The organism is Microbacter margulisiae, from assembly GCF_014192515.1.
GTDB lineage: Bacteria > Bacteroidota > Bacteroidia > Bacteroidales > Paludibacteraceae > Microbacter > Microbacter margulisiae.
This window is the reverse complement of sequence record NZ_JACHYB010000001.1, coordinates 1,784,810-1,804,561: the sequence shown is the minus strand read 5'-3', so window position 1 is coordinate 1,804,561 and position 19,752 is coordinate 1,784,810. Positions and strand designations below refer to the sequence as shown.

The following is a 19,752-nucleotide window of genomic DNA, read 5'->3' as shown; positions in this document are numbered from 1 at the left end:
AATGGCTACAATGATGAACTCAGCTTTTAGTAAAATAATTGACGGGAAAGAAATTGCTTTGTATCAGTTGCAGAATGGGAAAATCCGTATGGCTGTAACGAATTATGGAGCTAAAATTGTCTCTCTTTTTGTTCCGGACAGAGCCGGTAAAGAAGAAGATGTTGTGTTGGGATTTGACAATATTGATGACTATCTGAATAAAGAACCTTTTTTCGGAGCGGTGTGTGGTCGTTTTGCCAACCGGATTAAAAAAGGATATTTTAATCTGGAGGGAAAAGAATATCAGTTGGTTGTCAATAATGGAGCTAACCATCTGCATGGTGGTATCAAAGGATTCAACGATGTTATTTGGCATGTGGAAAAGGTCAATGAGAAACAGATCATGTTATCTTATTTTTCAGCCGATGGGGAAGAGAACTATCCCGGCAACCTTACTGCATTTGTTACGTATGAACTAACGGATAATGACGAGTTGAAAATCCATTATGAGGCCACTACGGATAAAACAACGATTATCAACCTTACTCAGCACTCTTTCTTTAATCTTAAAGGAGCCGGGAACGGCAATATTGAAGATCATGAATTGATGGTCAATGCCGATTATTATACTCCTCTGGATGAGACGCAGGCACCTACGGGGGAAGTTTGCTTCGTGGATAACTCGTTGATGGATTTTCGTCAGCCGGTTACAATCAGTGATCGTATCAATGCTGATTTTAAACAATTTACGTATGGCCGTGGAATAGACAACAATTGGGTCGTTAAAAAACAACAGGCGCATGAGTTGGCATTGGCAGCTTCTTTATACGAACCCCGGAGCGGTCGCCTGATGGAGATGTTTACCACACAGCCTGGCGTGCAGGTCTATTCAGGGAACTGGGTTGAGAACCATACAGGAAAATATGGAAAGAAATACGATGTGCGCTACGCTATTTGCCTGGAAGCACAAGGATTTCCCTGCTCTCCAAACTATGCCCATTTTCCTTCGCCGGTGTTGCATCCAGAAGAAAAGTATGATGAAACCACGATCTATAAATTCACTGTCAAATAGAGGCCGGTAACAGATAAACAGGGAAAACTCCGCCATTGCATGCAGTGACGGAGTTTTGTGCTTTAAATGGTCGGTTCTTAAGATGTGTTTTTATTTTTTCTCTGTTTCTTTTTCTGCCCTGATTTCTTCGCGCTTCAGTTGTTTGGCAATCTTTTTTATGACCTGATCAATCGGTTTCTCTGGCTCTATAACATTGTAGGATTCCCAGAAGTTATCATTTTTGAAATTCGTGACTTTGTCGGAAACGATCTCATTCCATTTCACCCTGTCATGAGGCGGAATGGGTGTTATATTATCCGAATGATCAGTGATGGCCAGTTCGCCTTTTACCGTAAAGTATGAACTGAACCAATGTTTCGGCCATTTGCATTTAAATTTAACTTCCATGGATGCATAATTGTAATACCAACGATGTCGTTCTTCTTTGTAGTTTACCTCATAGTGAGCTGAAACGACATCAACTCTTACTCCATGAGGTTTTTTCAGGATGAATAAATCACTTGCTTCCGGTCGATTTTCTACATTCATGTTAAACTCCATTCGCGTCACAGCTTCGGTTTTTGCATCAATGTAAATCTTCCCCCGGAACATGATTTCTCCGCGTGTTTCGGGACGTTGATCAAAATCCACTACATAATTGAGCCGGTTGTCAATCATTTCCGGCATTCCGTAGGTAAATGTGTAATATGCTCCGATTTCATTCAGGGGTGTACCTCCGATAAAGGGATTTTTCATTACATCGAGTGTCAATGCTGACGTGATGCCACCCTGGAATTTCATAAATAGGGTGTCAATTTGAGAATGATCTACAATACCACGCCCTTTGAGGATGGCTGCCTGATCGGAAGCAAATGAGCTGTATGAAGCTTTGACCAGATTCAATACAGCTTCGCTGATGGCAATGTAGCGATTTCCCTTTTTGATAAACTCACGATAAAAGCCAGTCATTTGTACGGGTTTTTTTCCATAATTTTTAACCGTGTTGGCAAAAGCGCTTTGCACCAGATCGTAAGCATTCCCCGATAGGATTGTGATGTCATTCAGGTTATAGATGGCAGGGTGTAAACGGATGATGTTTTTAGGAGAGCGCGCAACTAATTCACGGATGCCGATTGAAACCGGAATGAATCCTACGTACGAAAAACGTACACTGTCTTGTTGAAATCCATCCGGTATCTTAAGTAAAAATTGTCCGTCGCCATTGGTGACAATACCAATAGGAGTTCCCTTCACCTGCACTGATGCTGCCGCAACCGGATGATGATTGGAGGCATCAATCACTCTCCCCTGAATGGTTGTGTAATTTTGTGCGTTGAGCCACCACGGTATTCCCACAAAACTTAACATCAGTAATCGTAGAAATATATATTTTTTCATAGAATAATGATAAATAATGAGTTGTGTATTTTTTGGTGCCCTTTCCAGAGTAAATTTCATGCTTTATAATTCATTAAAAATCAAAGAAATATACTGGAATTATTTTCAAAGATACAACCAAAAAACATGTTTTGTTCTACTGGTAGCTTTTTCTTTCTGTTGTTATTTATAGACGGATTTTTGTTAAAACTATCTTTAATATCCATATTATAGCAAACAGGATGAATCCGCTTTTTTTGACTGTATATTTGTCATACGCATATTGAAGAGAATGGATTGAGTTTGTATCCGGACAAGTTTTTTATCGAAGTATCTTTTTGTTAGAATGATATTTACTTGTTTGCCATGGAAAAACGATTATTTTGGCTTCTGTTGGTTTGTTCGTTTCAATTGAGTTATGGACAAATTATATTTCCTCCCTCTTTGTCGCTGCAGATCCGTCAGCAAATTTCAGCACAACATCAATTGACAGGGGACAGCGCTAAAATGTGGACTTTCCTGGAATATTATCCGATGTCCCATATGGAGAGGCAACTGATGGCGTATTTATATGCCTTCATGCCTCTGAACGATCTGGTAACCTATTCGCCTTCGTTTTTTTATGCCAACGTGAAACAAACCTTACAGGCAAAGCAAGATATGCCTTGGGGTAATCGAATTCCCGAAAACATTTTTCTTCATTATGTGTTGCCGGTAAGAGTAAACAACGAGCCTCTGGATTCGTTTCGGCTGGTGATGTATCCTGTCCTCAAACAACGTGTTTATGGATTGGATATGGAGCAGGCGGCTTTGGAAATCAATCATTGGTGTCATGAAAAGGTGACTTATCGGTGTACGGATGCCCGTACGGATTCACCCATGAGTTTGCTGTTGCGTGCCTGTGGACGTTGTGGCGAAGAATCGATTTTTACGGTTGCAGCCCTGCGCACTATTGGCATTCCGGCCCGTCAGGTATTTACACCACGTTGGGCGCATACGGATGATAATCATGCTTGGGTGGAGGTATGGATTAATGGGAAATGGCATTATATGGGAGGATGTGAACCCGAACCGTGTCTGGATAGGGCATGGTTTAGCGAGCCGGTAAAACGGGCCATGTTGGTGCAAACCTTTACGTTTGGACCTGATCCTGAAGATTCGTCGGCTATCCGTACCACCGACCGGTTTTCGGAATTGAATCTTACCTATCGGTATGCTCCAGTAAAAAAGGTGATAATTCATGTGACTGATTCTCTTGGGCATCCTGTTGACAGCGCCCGTGTGGAATGGAGGCTTTATAATTATGCCTCATTTTATCCAATTTTGAAGACATATACAGACGTGAACGGGAATTCAACGGCTACTCTTGGAAAAGGAGATATTTTGGTCTGGGTAATCAAAGGAAAACAATTTTGTTTTAAAGAAATGGATATCCGTACCATGGATACTCTTCGGCTCATTCTGTCTCCGAAAATACCTGTTGATACTTATGATTTTGATATGGTTCCCCCTGTATCCATTCATCTTTGCGATACGCTCAGCACTATTATAAAAGAACAAAATGACCGGCGACTTCGAACGGAAGATTCTATCCGTCATGTTTATATGTCTACTTTTAAAGATGACCAATGGGTGACAAATTTTGCAAACCGTTATTTTCTTTCTCCCGATACAGTACGGGATTTATTGGGATGCAGTGAAGGCAACTGGCCTCAAATATCAGCGTATCTTGCTCAAAATGCGTTTGTCTCTCCTGCCTATGTTGTGGCGTTGGCTTCGCAACTATCGGAAAAGGATTTGAGTGATATCACTTCTGTTGTACTTACCGATCATTTGTTGTGGGCGACTAAACCCGAATATCACGATTCATCCATAAGCAATGACGATTTTATACATTATGTACTCTCTCCCCGCATCTCCATAGAGGAGATTACACCCTGGCGTTCTTTTCTGATCCGTCATTTCGGCGATAAAATGGCCCAGGCGTGTCGGAAAGACATCACTCCATTAATTCAATGGATCAGGGATTCAATACGTATTACCAGAACGGCAAATCAAATTTCAAATATGCTGATTGCTCCCGAAAAAGTCTTTACTTACCGTATTGCCGATATGCGTTCGCGGGATCTTTTTTTTGTAGCTGCCTGCCGTTCTTTTGGTATTCCGTCTCGTTTGAATCCGCAAACTCACGAACCTGAATTTCAACATAACGACGAATGGTTTGACGTTGATTTCAATACGGGGAAAGCATCAATCCCTGTATGGGGGAAAATAAAATTACTGGATTGTAAAAACAGAATATCACCTCAATATGACCATAATTTCACCTTAGGAGTGCTCCATGATGGGCATTACCATACACTTCCCTATGAAGGTTTTCAGCGAATCGGTGACTTTCCCGATCCTTTGCCTGTAGATACAGGACGTTATGTGCTTACAACAGGAGTTCGATTGACGGATGGTAGCGTGCTTAGCTCCATGCAATTTTTCAAGGTTTCGAAAGGAGATGAAGTACATTTACCGGTTACCCTGCGGCAATATCCGAATGACATCCATCCTTTGGGTAAAATAGATTTGGGTGCTGTTACTGTTCGTCCGGCAGGGCAAGCTTCTTCCTGCTCATTGGCATCCCTGGTTGCAGGAAAAAAAGAGATTGCCATTGTACTGTTTGATCCTGATCAGGAACCCTCCCGTCATGTCCTGCAAGATCTTGCCATGATGGCTGATCAATTCCATGGTAGGAAAATGATGTTTGTTTACGTTTTTTCTTCTTCTGAAAACATCCAGACAGGGACTCTTTCTTCTTTTTCTTTGCCGACTCCCAATGTCATTGTGATTGATCAGCAAAGAAGCCTTATTGAGGCTCTTAGCGCTTTATTTCCTCAGTTATTATCAAACAAGTTACCCATTGTGGTATTATGCGACGGTGACGGAACCTTATTTTTTAAGTCAGCCGGATATTGTGCAAGCGTGCCCAATCAGCTTTTTAATATTCAACGGCAGTTGCGTAGAGTTTCTTTAACAAAAGAAGACAGAGAAGCATGCCATTAATAATAAATCAAGTAAATAAAAAAGCGATGAATAACATCGCTTTGGGAAGTGACCCCGGAGGGGCTCGAACCCTCGACCCAATGATTAAGAGTCATTTGCTCTACCAACTGAGCTACGGAGTCATTTTAGGAGCGCAAAGGTACAATAAATTTTTTTCCCTATCAACTCTTTTTTCAATTTTTGAAAACGATGACGGCGTATACAACAATGAAATTGGAGAGGAAAGCTTTTGTTCTGCAGAATCACTATGAATGATGAAAAGTTTATGTTAAATAAATTGTTTCTCATGAAATCTTATTTATCTTTGCGCTAAAGCTGATATTGAAGAGTGGTGGTTTGTTTATAAATTGATCTAAATCTTATGTTCTATGAAAGCATCATTAAAAATTACCCTTACTATTTTAGCTACCATTGTCTTGATGGTTTTAGCTTATGGAATTATTAACGCTCTTACTAAGAACCTTCTTGAAGAGAGAATTACAATTACAGTTTTGGTTTTGTCTGTGATTGCTGTGATTGGTGTTTTGACTGTTGTGGCTACTGTGTATGAAGCGAACCATCAGACTAAAAAAGATAAACTTGTGAATGTTGGAGAAGATCAGCATCCACTGGCTCTTTTTCGTTATTGTCCGGTTTGTGGTTCCTCTGATTTTGTTGCTAAACAGGATAATTCCAAGACATGCGAAAATTGTGGGTTTAATTATTACATTAATCCATCAGCTGCAGTAGCTGCACTCATTGTAAACGAAGAGGGAGAATTGTTGGTTGGTCGTAGGGCTCACCATCCCGCTAAAGGAACTTTGGATCTTCCCGGTGGATTTGTTACTTTGAAAGAGAGTGGGGAAGAGGCTGTAAGACGCGAAATAAAGGAAGAACTAAATCTGACTGTAACAAATGCAGAGATGCTTTTTACTATTCCAAACCGGTATCGCTGGTCGGGGATGACCATTCCAACATTGGATCTTTTTTATCGATGTGACGTGGAAGATTTGAACAAATTGAAACCTTTGGATGATGTAGCCGAAACTTTCTTTATTAAGCTCGACTACATTCAACCTGAAGATTTTGGTTTAGCTTCTATCCGAGAAGCTGTACAACATTTTAAAGAAGGATCGGTTCCTTTTATTTCTTAGCAAGACGCTTACGTTCGTTTTCATCCAATACAATCTTACGTAGCCGGATTGATTTTGGAGTTACTTCCACATACTCATCTTCTTTGATGTATTCCAAGGCTTCCTCAAGGCTAAAAATTACCGGAGGTGCGATGCGTGCTTTATCGTCCGAACCGGAAGCCCGCATGTTTGTGAGTTTCTTAGATTTGGTTACATTGACAGTGAGATCGCCTTCTTTACAGTGCTCACCAACAACTTGACCTGCATATACTTCATCTTGTGGCGAAACAAAAAATTTACCTCTGTCCTGAAGTTTATCAAGAGCGTAAGCAAAAACGGTTCCGGTTTCCATTACAATGATGGAGCCATTTGTACGTCGTTCCATATCTCCTTTATAAGGTTGATATTCAAGGAAACGATGTGCAATGATTGCTTCGCCAGCTGAAGCTGTCAGAAGATTGTTTCTCAATCCTATGATTCCGCGTGAGGGAATCGTAAACTCGAGATTAACACGTTCACCCTTACGATCCATGTTGATCATTTCACCTTTACGTGAAGCGACTATTTCAATAATTTTCCCTGAATATTCATCCGGCACATTGATGGTAAGCTGTTCTATCGGTTCGTTTTTAACTGCTGCAATTTCCTTGATAAGTACTTGAGGCTGGCCTACCTGCAATTCGTATCCTTCCCGGCGCATTGTTTCTATAAGAATGGAAAGGTGAAGTACGCCCCGGCCATAAACTACCCATGCATCCTGAGATTCGCTTTTTTCAACGCGTAAAGCTAGATTTTTATCTAATTCCCGCATTAGACGGTCATGAATATGGCGGGAAGTTACGTATTTACCTTCTTTCCCAAAAAACGGGGAGTTATTAATGGTGAACAACATGCTCATCGTTGGTTCGTCAATGGCAATCGGATCGAGTGGATCAGGATTGTCGATATCGGTTATTGTATCTCCAATTTCGAAATTATCAATACCAACAAGAGCACAAATATCACCCGACCCTACAGTATCTACTTTGGTCCGGCCAAGTCCTGTAAACACATCCAGTTCCTTAATTCTTGATTTTACAATACTTCCATCTCGTTTAGCCAGGGCGATCGGCATGCCTTCATTCAAAACGCCACGATGTACACGACCAACAGCAATTCGGCCAACATATGAAGAATAGTCAAGCGATGTGATCAACATCTGTGGTGGGCCTTCCAAATATTTAGGTTCAGGGATATATTCGATAATTGCATCAAAAAGATCATTGATGTCATTTTTTACGACATGAGGATCATTCGACATCCATCCTTGTTTAGCCGAACCAAATAGGGTATGAAAATTTAGCTGATCTTCTGTTGCATCGAGGTTGAACATTAAGTCGAAGACCTCTTCCTGCACTTCTTCCGGACGACAGTTGGGTTTATCGACTTTGTTAATCACAACAATTGGTTTTAGACCTAATTGTATGGCCTTTTGCAAAACAAAACGGGTTTGTGGCATTGGCCCTTCAAAAGCATCAACTAAAAGCAGAACTCCATCGGCCATGTTTAATACCCGTTCTACCTCACCTCCAAAGTCAGCGTGCCCCGGAGTGTCGATAATATTAATCTTATAATTATTATAGGTAACAGAGACATTCTTTGATAGAATGGTAATTCCCCGTTCACGTTCCAGATCGTTATTGTCTAAAATTAATTCACCAACCTGTTCATTCTCACGAAAAAGTTTGGTTGCCAGCAACATCTTGTCTACTAACGTTGTTTTACCGTGATCGACGTGTGCAATAATTGCAATGTTTCGTATTTTTTGCATTTTATCTTTTGTTTCGGGTCATTGCCAAAGCCTTCATTTACGATTCGTCACGAATCCATGTATGATAGACTTCCAGCAACAACAAAATGGATATTAATAAGTTTCAAGTGTTAGTCCGTCGTATGCCAGAAAGACATGATCGGGTAATTGTTTCTGAACATCGGCATGTTTTCCCATATCATGTCCGATATGAGTAAAATAGGTTCGTTTGGGAGCTAGTAGCCGAACAATGGAGAGTGCTTCATCTACCATTAAATGAGAAAAATGAGGTTTAAATCGTAACGTTCCTAGTATCAGAAGATCGAGATCCTGAAGCAATTGAATCGATGCTTCTGGTAACGTTTTTAGATCAGTCAGGTATGCCATTTTCCCAACACGAAATCCTAATGTTGGTAAATTGGCATGCATGACGCGGATTGGTGTACAGTGGATGTTGTCTGCCAGAAAAGGTTCATATTCGTGAATAATATGCATTTTAAAATCAGGCACGCCTGGGTATTTATTAGCTGCAAAAGAATAATGCAAATTGCTTTGTATGATCTTCGCCACACGATTTTCTGCAAAGATATTTACAGTTTGAAATGCCCTTACATCATCCAATCCACTAACATGATCGTAATGTTCATGCGTCAATAGAATGGAATCTAAAGAGCGAATATGATTTGTCAGCATTTGTTGCCTGAAATCCGGTCCGCAGTCAATTAATATGGTTTTCTCTTTTTCACGAATCAACAGGGATGACCGTAATCGATTATCATGAGGATCTGTAGATGTACATACCTCACAATTGCAGCCGATATATGGCACGCCGGTTGAAGTTCCTGTTCCTAAAAAGATAATTTCCATTATTTTAGCGTATTAGCTACATGCGTTCAAATATGATCTCAATGCAATATTATTTACTGCAGCTAATGTATAGCTTCAGATTTATAATTGGCATTCTCTTTGTCAATAGTTTGCTCTTGAGACGTTGAAGAAGGTGCAACAGCGGAATTTAATACTATATCCACAAATTGCTTGTCTTCGTGTAATTTAACCATAGCTATTTTGGCTGCCTGCTGTTGTGATTCTTTTTTGGAATGCCCGATTCCAATACCTCCTAATTGTGAGTTAATCAGTGCTTTGGCCTGAAAGGTTACTTCGTTTTGTCGATTTTGAAATGTCTCCACTACTTCAAAGACAACAGGAACCCGATGGCTTTGTCCCCATTCAATAAGCCGTGATTTAAAATTCACTTCTTTATTTGCCAAATAATTCATATTTAGGGATTTATCGATAATTCGATGTTGTATGAATGCTTTACACCGCGAAAATCCCTGATCTAAATAAATTGCGCCGACTAATGCCTCCAATGCATTCCCAAATACATTATTCCCATGAAGCTGACTGCCTGTAGGAATTTGAATTAATGTTGGAATTCCCATTTCAATAGCAATCTTATTCAACATTTCGCGTTGTACGATTTTAGAACGAATGTTGGTAAGGAAGCCCTCTTCTTTCTCCCTAAAATGATCATAAACAATATCAGAAACAATAGCTGTTATAATGGCATCACCTAAAAATTCCAATCTTTCATTATTGGCCAGATTTCCTTTAGAGTCTCTTGCACCCATTGACTTATGGAGCAATGCCAGTTCATATAATTCAATCTGACGTGGAGTAAATCCGGTGAGGCGATTAAATAACAGATAAGGCTCTTTTCGAGAATTCGTCAAGAGCCTTATTTTTTCAGATATGTGTCGAAAAAAAATCACTGGTTACTTAGCGAATTTTTTTACAATAATACTTGCATTTTGTCCGCCAAAGCCAAACGTGTTGGATAAGGCAGCATTAACCTTTCGTTTTTGTGCTTTATTGAAGGTGAAATTCAATTTGTAATCAATGTTTTCATCTTCATCTCCCTCGTGGAAGTTAATGGTTGGCGGAATAATATCATTAACAATAGCCAAGATGGTAGCAATAGCTTCGATAGCACCAGCGGCACCTAATAAATGGCCTGTCATCGATTTTGTAGCGCTGATATTCAGATCATACGCATGTGCTCCAAAAACATCCAGAATGGCTTTTACTTCTGAAATATCACCTACCGGGGTTGAAGTTCCGTGAACATTGATATAATCAATTTCATCAGAAGACATTTCTGCATCTTCCAGTGCACGCTTCATAACAAGTTTAGCTCCGAGGCCTTCTGGATGTGAAGCGGTCATATGATAAGCATCAGCAGATAAACCTCCACCAACAACTTCACATAAAATATTTGCTCCACGAGCTAAAGCATGATCCAGTTCCTCTAAGATGAGGCATCCTCCGCCTTCTCCCATAACAAAACCATCGCGACTTTTACTGAAAGGTCGTGATGCTCCTTGCGGATCGTCATTACGGGTCGAAATAGCGGTCAAGGCATTAAATCCACCCATTCCGCTTGCTGTAATAGCTGCTTCAGATCCACCTGCAATCATTACTTTAGCTTTTCCCAATCGGATGTTGTAAAAAGCATCAATAATTGCATTTGTTGAAGAGGCACAGGCTGAAACGGTTGAATAGTTTGGTCCATGAAAACCATACATGATAGCAATTTGACCTGCAGCCATGTTAGAGATCATCTTCGGAATGAAGAAAGGATTAAACTTTGGACCGGCATCAATATGCATGAAGTAGTTTCCGACCTCTTGTTCGAAAGTCTGGATACCACCAATTCCTGCGGCATAAATAACCCCGACTTGCTCTTTATCTACGGTATCTAAGTTTAACCCGGAATTGATAATCGCTTCTTTTGCAGAAGCAATCGCCAAAAGAGTATAGCGATCGTTTTTGCGAAGTTCTTTGCGATCCATCAAATTGCTAGGGTCAAAATTTTTTACCTCGCAAGCAAAACGGGTTTTAAATTGAGACGCATCAAATAAAGTAATAGGCCCTGCTCCGCTTACTCCTTTTAGTAAATTGTCCCAGAATTCCGGAACATTATTCCCTATTGGCGTAACGGCACCAAGACCTGTTACTACTACTCTTTTCAATTCCATACAGAGTTGTCGAATTATTTAAGCGCTGCTTCAATATGAGCAATGGCTTCACCTACTGTTGAAATTTTTTCAGCTTGATCATCTGGAATGGTAATGCCAAATGCTTTTTCAAACTCCATGATCAATTCAACGGTGTCCAGTGAATCTGCACCTAGATCATTTGTAAAGCTAGCTTGTGGTGTAACCTCTGATTCGTCAACTCCTAATTTGTCAACGATAATCGCCTTTACTTTGTCTGCAACTTCTGACATAACTTTAAAGATTTTTGGTTGTAAATGAAATTTGTTGTAAATTTGTCGTGCAAAGGAACACAAAATTTCCGGTACTACCATAGTTTTTCTTTTAAAAAATCTTTTTTTCTGCACAAAACCGCTCATAATGTGCATTTCATCCCCGTTTCAAATGATTAAAATTGCTATTTTTGCTTCCGGATCTGGCACAAATGCCGAGAATATTACACGTTATTTTAATAATCAGGAAGCAATAAAAGTCGCGCTAATCGTATCTAACAATTCTAACGCTTATGTTCTGCAACGTGCCTTGCAATTGAATGTACCAACTGAAATTTGCCTCAAGCATGAGCTATTGGATTCACAGTTGGTTTTGTCCCTACTTAAAAAATATGAGGTAGACTGGATTATTTTGGCCGGATTTTTGCTGAAAATTCCCGACTATCTTTTAGAAGCCTATCCTAAACGAATTATCAATATTCATCCTGCTTTACTTCCAAAATTTGGAGGAAAAGGCATGTATGGTCATCATGTTCATCAAGCAGTGGTAGATGCTGGTGCAACAGAGTCTGGAATTACTATTCATTACGTGAATGAACGATATGATGAGGGTGATATCATCTTTCAAGCGAAATGCCGGGTATTTGCTTCAGATACTCCTGATGATGTAGCAGCCAAGATTCATGAGCTTGAGCAAATGCATTTCCCCAAAGTTATTGAGCATGTAATTCTTTCTTCAGTCTAATAAAGATTTTTATTTTCCAGACGAACCCATTGTTACTTTATGCCTTTCGGTATTAGAAGCTTTTGCTGGTGTCCGGAATGTAAAGATATCATTTTCGTCACGAGGTCGTAGATTGGCCTCCCAGATAAAATTTTTCAACGTCATTTGATCCGCCGGCGTTTTATCCGGAGGATACAATATACCGTTTGACGCTGGTGTCAGAAGAATCTTATCAATTTTTTTATTCTTGATAAACATGGTAACAAAACCACTTTGGGTTGTATTCATTCCAATCAATGTACTGTCCTTATTTAAAGGAAAATAAATTGATTCTGCATTACCGCTTACAAAGAGTTTATATAGCTTTCTCTCTTTGAAATAAGCAAACAGTTCTTTGCCTGACAATTGATTATATCGGATAGAATCAAACTTTTGTGCGGCAAAAGCATCTTTCAAAACCTTTACGAAATTGAGTTCTTTATTTTTAAAATGTGCCTCCATTTCATTTCCGGTAAGTTGCTGTTCATCTGACCATACAATTGGATTTCCATATAAGTACATTACCGAATCACGCGCAGAATAGAATAATGAATCACACTGCCCCTGAAAATCACGTCTGAAAAAACGAACGTGATGATATGCTTTAGCCTGGTTATAGATTGAATCTTTGAATGTATATAAGGTGTCGGCATGAAGAAACAATGTATCGGATGGTTCGTATTGTACAAGCTTGGCAGAATCTGTTACGTATCCAAACTTTTTTGTGTCGTTTACATATCCGTAGTTTCCAAACAATCGCATGTTTTGAGTAGTATCCGTCATTACAATATGGTGGAATGCTTGCCCAATCCCTGCCCGTTTGTCATAGAAAATCGTGTCGCCGGTAAGCGTCTTCCCATCTTCGTTTTTTACCACCGATCGGTCGAGTAACTGCGACTGGTCATTATGTGTGTTGTACCAGCCGCTTTTGGAATGAATGATTGTTTTTTCTTTATATATCATTGTGGATGGTCCAACAATATTAGCAATTCCTGTTTGCGTATCGTACCGTAAGGTATCTGATCTCAGTACAAAATTTGGATTGACCAACTTTACATAGGTTTGAAAAATGGCGTAGTGTTGTGAGGGATAATATTGCCCAATTAGGGAAGTCAGTGTGTTTGTTTCGTCAACAATTTTTCCTCCTGTTGTGTAATATCCAACGTTTTTTCCTCTGTCGAATAAAAGGCTATCGGTAGTGAGCACCACTTTTTTATTGACCATTCGCACGTTATATTTCATACGCGCCATTTGGGTATTCCCGTCATAATAAAGCATATCTCCATAAAGGAAAAGTGTGTCACCCTGCACCATTTTTACATTTCCAAATGCATCCAGCGAATTTTCTTGTTGATAAAAATAGGCGCTATCGCAATACATGAAAGTATTTCCTTGCCTGAATTGTACATCACCTCGCAGTACCTGAACATCAGGATTGAAAGTCTGATCGAAAGAGAGTGTTTGAGCATTTTCGAGATATACCAGATTTTTGTCTTTTGGTGAAGGCGTTAAAACCGGTCTGACGACAGGTTGGGGAATCCGTGGTGGTAGTACATCAGGAATTGCAGGAAGAAATCGTTTCGGTAATTCCAACTTAGGGACTTCCAATGTTATCCGAGGTGGAGTTGGAAGCAAAGAAGGAATAAAAGTTGGAGATTGAGCCCACAATTCTGTAAAAAATAAGCATATTGCAAGCAGACTTACAATATACTTATTCAATGTGTTGATACGAAGTCGATTATTCATTTTTTCAATCTTTCCTCGTAAAAAGCAAAAAATCGCAAGGATTACATTTTTCAAATTCCCGGTATTTATTTTTTGATCCACCCTGGGTATTTAAAGTTACAATTTCTCCATCCTGGGGCAATGTAGATGTAAGTATCTTTTTGACGTTTTGCTATCCAATCGCTAATGATATCTCTTTTTTCTTGTGCTTCAAGCATCGCCTTTAGCAGTTGATAATCTTCTGACAGATTAGCTTTGTGGCTTGGAATTTTATTCTTGATCTTGATAATTGCTCCTTCTTCCCGGTTATTTTCAGGATTAATCATCAGGAAAGCATTGGAGACTTCACCAACGCTCAGTTTATTAGCTTGTTTGGCAATTTCAGGCGGGAGCTGTTGTAATTCAAATTTTGAATCACCAGTTGATGAATTCATCATCAACCCATTATTCATAACGGTATTTTTGTCCATTGAAAAATGCATAACAGCTTCGTCAAAAGTCATTTTATTAGTATGTACTAACGTTGCAACACTATCTAATCGGTGCAGAACCGTTTGTTCTTCTTCGGGGGTAATTTGGGGCTTTAATAAGATATGACGCACATCGACGCGATCACCTTGTTTCGCAATCAGCTGAATGATGTGATATCCATATTCAGTTTGTACTACGCGTGATACTTTTTTGGGATTTGTCAGGCTGAATGCAACGTTAGCAAATGCAGGATCTAATTGTGCTCGTCCTAAAAAGCCAAGCTCTCCCCCGTGTTGAGCTGAACCCGGGTCTTCCGAATAAAGCATAGCTAGTGTTGCAAAATCCACTTGTCCCGAATCTACACGATTTGCAAAACTACGAAGCCGAGCCTTAATGCGATCTATCTCAGATTGAGGAATAACCGGATATTGAGTGATAATTTGCGCTTCAACAGTGGCAGGCACAGTCGGAATACTGTCTGGATTTAGCTTCATATAGTATTTTCGTACTGCTTCCGGTGTTACTTCAACATCTCCAATGAGTTTTTGTTGCATCTGTTGCACAATCATTTCATCGCGTACTGTAGTGTGCAATTGGTCACGTATTTGTGGGAGAGTTTTATTAAAGTATTCTTCCAATTTTTCTGTTGATCCGATTTGACTGATAAAATAATTAATTCGCCTATCTACTTCTGCACTGACTGAAGATTCACTGACAGTGACACTATCTATTTTAGCCTGATGCAGAAATAATTTTTGAATTGCTATTTGTTCTGGAATTACACAGTCTGGATCTCCATTAATTTTATCTCCCTGATATTGCATTTGAAGTTTTTGATTTTCAACATCAGAAAGCAGAATTGGTTCATCACCAACTACCCAAATAACCTGATCAATCACATTACTTTGGGCATACCCAAACTGCACAATCAACAGGAGCATAAAAAGAAAAGACAATCTATTGGCTATGTATCTCATTTGAATAAAGTTTGTGTGTTAGAGTCGGAAATAATCGTTTGTTTGTTTGAATTCAATAGGTTATAAAGAGACGGATGTTACATTCATTATATCTCATATTGGTGAAAAACCGGACATTTTTATACTTCATCATAGGCAAATATCTGTCAGTGATTTTCCATGCCAAAGATACATTATTTTGTAGAAACTTTGGGACTCAAATTTTCAGAAGAATGATAAATAATAATTTTGTCTTGCTGCAACCCTTTCTGAGAAGCGTTATTGCATATTTTCAAAAATGCTTTACTCCTTTGTATCTTCACTAAATCTTAGGCGATACTTTATGCTCACTTCAAATCGACGTTTGAAAATCACATTGCAGTTCATACCTACAGCGAATCAAGCAGTAGGTTAGTTTTCTTTGATTGTAGCAAGTACTTTCTGATTGACAACAATAGGGTATTTCTTCCTTAATTTTTTTATCCATTCAGCATCCAGATAGTTTTGATAGTCAGCTGTGACAAGACCTTTTACATCAGCATAACTATCCGGTTGTTTTAAGATTTTGCCTTTATAGAAAACTATTGGGAATGATGAATCCGGATTAAAAAATCCTTCATGAAATATCAATTTATCTACAGCCGGATTATCTCCTTTGGCAAAAATACCTTGATCAATCCTGACAAGGACAGTGTTTTGGTTTAAATGATGTATAATGTAACTAACTACTGAATCACTTGGAGCTTTCTTTAATAAATCCATTGCTTTTCTTTTCACAGCTTCGTTTTTACAATAAAGGATCATCCCCTTGAAGTGAGGCTCTTTCCAAATGTAGTTATTTTTATGTGTATTGAAATAGTTTTTTAGTCCTATAGTGTCTTTTGTCGCTTTATCCCAAACCTCTTTGTTGCTAATGTCAAACAACAAAATTCCATCATGATATTCACGAACCAGATTAGCAAAATCAGGATATTTATGTTCTAACTGGCTGTTTTCATAACTCATTAATTCACTGGATACAAATTGACCCCATCTGTTATTGATAAAGCCAGCGATTGTCGCTTTGGTGTCGTTCGGATGAGCTTCCAAAAATTTGATAAATTCTTGCTGTGTTAACTGAACCCCGGCATAAGATGCAATTGGGGCATTCAATTGTTGTGCAACACGTTTAAATGCAGAATCCTGTATGGCGAATTTTTCAGCAAGTTGTAAAATTTGGGCAAGTGCATTTGGGTCAACTTGAAAGTTATACTCCTTTTTTAATTTGTTGCTAAAAGAATCAGCGATCATTTGTGACCGAACATCATACTGTATTCGACGATCAATTTCTGTCCGTTTTTGGGCAAAAGAAGCTAATGGCCTTTTATCGAGCATTTTCATAATATGCCATCCATATATTGTTTGGAACGGCTTGCTGATTTCTCCTTTGTTCAATGCAAATGCAGTGTCCTCAAAGGATTTTACCATAAATCCGGTTCCAAACCAGGGCAGTATTCCTCCATTGACAGCAGAGCCTCGATCTTGTGAAAACCTACGTGCTAATGTGGCGAAATCAGCTCCTTTTTGCAGTAACGTATAAATGCTGTCAATACGATGCTTTGCTGCTGCCATCACAGAATCTGGAGAACCTTTTTGAGCAAAGATCATGATATGAGCAACATGTACTTCGCCTCGGGAAGGCCGGATTCCATTGACTTTGATTAAGTGATATCCGTATAACGTTCTGACTGGCATACTGACACTATCCAGTGGGGTGTGATAAGCTGCACATTCAAAAGGATATATGGTCATAAATCCGGTTATATATCCAAGATGACCGCCATTCTCAGCGACTGAAGGATCCTGAGATACTTCTCTGGCAACGGTTTCAAAATTTTCCGGAGGTAAAATTTTCTCCTGAATTTTCTTGCCAAAGAGACTTTTTTTTACGACTTTTTCAATGCGATTTTTTGTGACACGCTTACGAATAGCCATAATTTCATTATATGCCTTCAGTGTGTCAGCGGGAGAAGCATTTGGTGCCACGCGAATTAAAATATGATCTACATCAATCTCTTTTTTTAATCGGTTGTATGCTTGTCTCTCTAATTTGTTTCGCAGCACAGTATCCGTCAGATAAGGAGGCGTTAATTGTTGACGATATCCTAAAAATTCATCCCTGAAAGCTTTTGTTGTATCCATTCCTTCAGCTTCGGCCTCAATTACTTTCAGTTTGAAGTTTTCAAATAACTCGAGATAATCATTTAAGGATCTTTTGTCCAGAACATTATCCGCATTATTTTTATTATAAAGATAGACAAATTCTGATCGGTGAATGGGAGTTCCATTGATAGTCATCAAAACCGGATCTTTGTCATTCTGAGCAAAGAGAGTTGTGGTGAATAAAAAAAAGGCAATAATGAACCGACTTGTTTTCATATGAAATAGCATTAAAACGGACAAATTAAGCAAAGCTTGAAAAGTTTGAAGGAATTATTATAACGTAAATCCTTAACAAATAGTATATCAACATCACTTTCCGAAGGTATTTTCAGAAAATAGAAATTCACAAATTATTGGCTTAATAATCAGATTTTAAACGAAATACGCATTGTAGGATGATTATATTTCCTGTTGGTTTTTATTCCCCACGACTGTAATTTGGAGCTTCACGGGTAATAGTCACATCGTGTGGATGGCTTTCGTTGACGCCTGCAGTCGATATACGCGTGAATTTTGCGTGATGTAATTGTTCAATTGTTGCCGTTCCACAGTATCCCATGCCGGCACGCAAACCGCCAATTAATTGATATATAACTTCATATAAAGAACCTTTGTAAGGGACTCTGGCTGCAATGCCTTCAGGAACAAGTTTCTTAATATCATCTTCTACATCTTGGAAATAGCGATCTTTTGAGCCTTTTTCCATAGCTTCTAATGATCCCATTCCGCGATACGATTTGAATTTTCGACCGTTGAAAATGATGGTCTCGCCCGGAGATTCCTCCACACCGGCAAATAATGATCCTGCCATAATACATGCAGCTCCTGCAGCTAAAGCCTTGACAATATCACCCGAATAGCGAATGCCTCCATCAGCGATTACCGGAACATCAGTTCCGATCAGAGCTTTAGCCACGTCGTAAATCGCTGAAAGCTGCGGAACTCCGACGCCGGCAATAATACGGGTGGTACAAATAGAACCAGGCCCGATTCCAACTTTAACGGCGTCAGCACCTGCTTCAACTAGCATTCTGGCAGCTTCGGCAGTGGCAATATTGCCTACTACAATATCAATATGAGGAAAATTTTGTTTTACAGTTTTCAATGTTTCGATAACACCTTTTGAATGGCCATGAGCTGTGTCTATTACAATGGCATCGACATCAGCATCCGCTAATGCCTGAACTCTCTCCATTGTGTCATATGTGACACCTACGCCTGCAGCAACTCTTAATCGTCCACGTGCATCTTTGCATGCAAACGGTTTATCTTTTGCCTTGGTAATGTCTTTGTAAGTGACTAGTCCTACTAATTTGCCATCTTTATCGACAACCGGGAGTTTTTCAATTTTATATTTTTGTAAAATTTCTGTAGCTGCGTCCAGATTTGTTGTGACGGCAGTTGTGATCAGGTTTTCTTTGGTCATCACCTCATCAATGGTCTTTCTCAAATCTGTTTCAAACCTTAAATCTCTGTTTGTTACAATTCCGAGCAGATGTTTCTGTCCATCAACCACAGGAATTCCACCAATTTTGTATTCACTCATCAAGTCTAATGCATCAGCCACTGTTGATCCTGAAGTAATGGTTACAGGGTCATAGATCATGCCATTTTCGGCACGTTTAACTGCATATACTTGTTTCGCCTGTTCTGTTATGGACATATTTTTATGAATCACCCCAATGCCGCCCTCGCGTGCAATAGCGATTGCCATTTTCGATTCAGTGACGGTATCCATCGAGGCTGAAACGATAGGGATTTTCAGTTCAATGTGTTTGGAAAAACGAGTTGTGAGGTTTACATTACGAGGCAAAATTTCTGAATATGCCGGTACAAGGAGAACGTCATCAAAAGTCAGTCCATCCATAACGACTTTATCTGCAATAAATGACATGGAAAAATAGTTTGAAAATTATTGCATGCAAATTTACAAATAGTTTTTGGTGGCACAAAGTCGATTGAATGCCCTTACTCTGGCTTTTTGAAATGATAGATAAAAGTTCTT

General features: G+C 39.3%; 14 protein-coding genes and 1 tRNA gene. 4 read left to right on the top strand and 11 right to left on the bottom strand.

The window, feature by feature from the left end; translation table 11 throughout:
- The first annotated feature begins 10 nt into the window (after positions 1-10).
- Positions 11-1,051: an aldose epimerase family protein gene (locus tag FHX64_RS07370; protein WP_246392342.1), complete on the top strand. Its 1,041-nt coding sequence runs from the start codon at positions 11-13 to the stop codon at positions 1,049-1,051.
- 90 nt (positions 1,052-1,141) lie between these two features.
- On the opposite strand, the gene FHX64_RS07365 is transcribed toward FHX64_RS07370, so the two are convergent.
- Complete coding sequence (locus FHX64_RS07365) at positions 1,142-2,428, bottom strand: carboxypeptidase-like regulatory domain-containing protein (protein ID WP_183413124.1); 1,287 nt, start codon at positions 2,426-2,428, stop codon at positions 1,142-1,144.
- 345 nt (positions 2,429-2,773) lie between these two features.
- Between FHX64_RS07365 and FHX64_RS07360 the strand changes: the two genes are divergently transcribed.
- A complete protein-coding gene (locus FHX64_RS07360; RefSeq protein ID WP_183413123.1) occupies positions 2,774-5,458 on the top strand; it encodes a transglutaminase-like domain-containing protein in 2,685 nt (894 codons plus the stop codon).
- Positions 5,459-5,507: 49 nt separating this feature from the next.
- Here FHX64_RS07360 and FHX64_RS07355 read toward each other — a convergent pair.
- Positions 5,508-5,580 (bottom strand) — tRNA-Lys (locus tag FHX64_RS07355).
- Positions 5,581-5,826: 246 nt separating this feature from the next.
- Here FHX64_RS07355 and FHX64_RS07350 point away from each other — a divergent pair.
- Positions 5,827-6,591, top strand: coding sequence for an NUDIX hydrolase (locus FHX64_RS07350; protein WP_343053495.1), 765 nt, complete (start codon positions 5,827-5,829; stop codon positions 6,589-6,591).
- Here the strand turns inward: FHX64_RS07350 and typA are convergent.
- The 5 genes from typA to FHX64_RS07325 form a co-directional block, all read right to left on the bottom strand.
- Positions 6,581-8,380, bottom strand: coding sequence for a translational GTPase TypA (typA, locus tag FHX64_RS07345; protein ID WP_183413122.1), 1,800 nt, complete (start codon positions 8,378-8,380; stop codon positions 6,581-6,583). The genes FHX64_RS07350 and typA overlap by 11 nt on opposite strands.
- Positions 8,381-8,473: 93 nt before the next feature.
- On the bottom strand, positions 8,474-9,226 hold the full coding sequence (locus tag FHX64_RS07340; protein ID WP_183413121.1) for an MBL fold metallo-hydrolase: 753 nt from the start codon (positions 9,224-9,226) through the stop codon (positions 8,474-8,476).
- Between the two features lie 62 nt (positions 9,227-9,288).
- Positions 9,289-10,095: a ribonuclease III gene (rnc, locus tag FHX64_RS07335; RefSeq protein ID WP_183413120.1), complete on the bottom strand. Its 807-nt coding sequence runs from the start codon at positions 10,093-10,095 to the stop codon at positions 9,289-9,291.
- Between the two features lie 42 nt (positions 10,096-10,137).
- Positions 10,138-11,400, bottom strand: coding sequence for a beta-ketoacyl-ACP synthase II (gene fabF, locus FHX64_RS07330; RefSeq protein ID WP_183413119.1), 1,263 nt, complete (start codon positions 11,398-11,400; stop codon positions 10,138-10,140).
- Positions 11,401-11,414: 14 nt separating this feature from the next.
- The gene (locus FHX64_RS07325; protein WP_183413556.1) at positions 11,415-11,651 is read right to left on the bottom strand and encodes an acyl carrier protein; all 237 of its coding nucleotides are present in this window, start codon (positions 11,649-11,651) and stop codon (positions 11,415-11,417) included.
- 151 nt (positions 11,652-11,802) lie between these two features.
- On the opposite strand from FHX64_RS07325, the gene purN reads away from it, so the two are divergent.
- Positions 11,803-12,375: a phosphoribosylglycinamide formyltransferase gene (gene purN / locus FHX64_RS07320; RefSeq protein WP_183413118.1), complete on the top strand. Its 573-nt coding sequence runs from the start codon at positions 11,803-11,805 to the stop codon at positions 12,373-12,375.
- 9 nt (positions 12,376-12,384) lie between these two features.
- On the opposite strand, the gene FHX64_RS07315 is transcribed toward purN, so the two are convergent.
- The 4 genes from FHX64_RS07315 to guaB form a co-directional block, all read right to left on the bottom strand.
- On the bottom strand, positions 12,385-14,139 hold the full coding sequence (locus FHX64_RS07315; protein WP_183413117.1) for an OstA-like protein: 1,755 nt from the start codon (positions 14,137-14,139) through the stop codon (positions 12,385-12,387).
- A 65-nt stretch (positions 14,140-14,204) separates the two neighbouring features.
- Positions 14,205-15,566 carry a peptidylprolyl isomerase gene (locus tag FHX64_RS07310; protein WP_183413116.1) on the bottom strand — a complete coding sequence of 454 codons (1,362 nt, stop codon included), beginning with the start codon at positions 15,564-15,566 and terminating at the stop codon, positions 14,205-14,207.
- A gap of 390 nt (positions 15,567-15,956) precedes the next feature.
- Positions 15,957-17,963, bottom strand: a complete 2,007-nt coding sequence (locus tag FHX64_RS07305; protein WP_183413115.1) for a peptidylprolyl isomerase — start codon at positions 17,961-17,963, stop codon at positions 15,957-15,959.
- A 202-nt stretch (positions 17,964-18,165) separates the two neighbouring features.
- A complete protein-coding gene (guaB, locus tag FHX64_RS07300; protein WP_183413114.1) occupies positions 18,166-19,641 on the bottom strand; it encodes an IMP dehydrogenase in 1,476 nt (491 codons plus the stop codon).
- Positions 19,642-19,752 lie beyond the last annotated feature (111 nt).